This is a genomic window from Bartonella sp. MU37NMGALS, assembly GCF_042194015.1.
Lineage (GTDB): Bacteria > Pseudomonadota > Alphaproteobacteria > Rhizobiales > Rhizobiaceae > Bartonella > Bartonella grahamii.
On the sequence record NZ_JBHIML010000149.1, the window covers coordinates 1 to 595 of the forward strand.

Consider the following 595-nt stretch of genomic DNA (forward strand, 5'->3'; position numbering starts at 1 on the left):
TCAAGCACTTTTTCTTCTTCTGTTTGAGTGATGTTTATTAATTGTTTGATTTGCGTAAGCACATCATAAGAAACTAACTTCGTTTGTACGTTATGGTTTGCTTCATTGATACGTTTTGCTTCATCTTCTTCATAAATACCGGAAAGCCCGAAAGCATAGCGAGCACATTGTATAGTAGCTTTATGGCGCAACATGCGTGCTGGATATTTTTGCCATGCTTCACTTTTTTCTTGTTCGCATTCTTTGCGATATTCGATGACTTCGATAGGGTCTTTAATTCCTTTGAGACGAATAGCACATTTGATAGCAATGAGCTTCCCATCCTTATCGAGTTGATCTTGAAAGGTCATGCCATCAAAGTCAGGATTTGATTTGATGATCTTTATCCAACCGTCGATAGAAACAACGGGTATGATGCCGCCGCCTTTTTTAGGGAGTGCATAGATTTCTTTTGTTAAAGGGTTAAGTCCATAAGTATTGGCAACAAAAAGAAAAACGGCAAATTCTGCATCAGTGATGACACTAGCATTTTTATATCCAATACAAGTTTTTATGATTGTTTCTCGAAATTCTTCAGCAGAAAATCCATATTTTC

Annotated in this window: 1 protein-coding gene; it reads right to left on the reverse strand. The window is 37.0% G+C overall.

Annotated elements, in window-relative coordinates; all coding sequences use genetic code 11:
• A partial coding sequence (locus ACFIJP_RS09635) for a recombinase RecT (protein WP_375627209.1) occupies window positions 1-595 on the reverse strand: 595 nt, incomplete at both ends.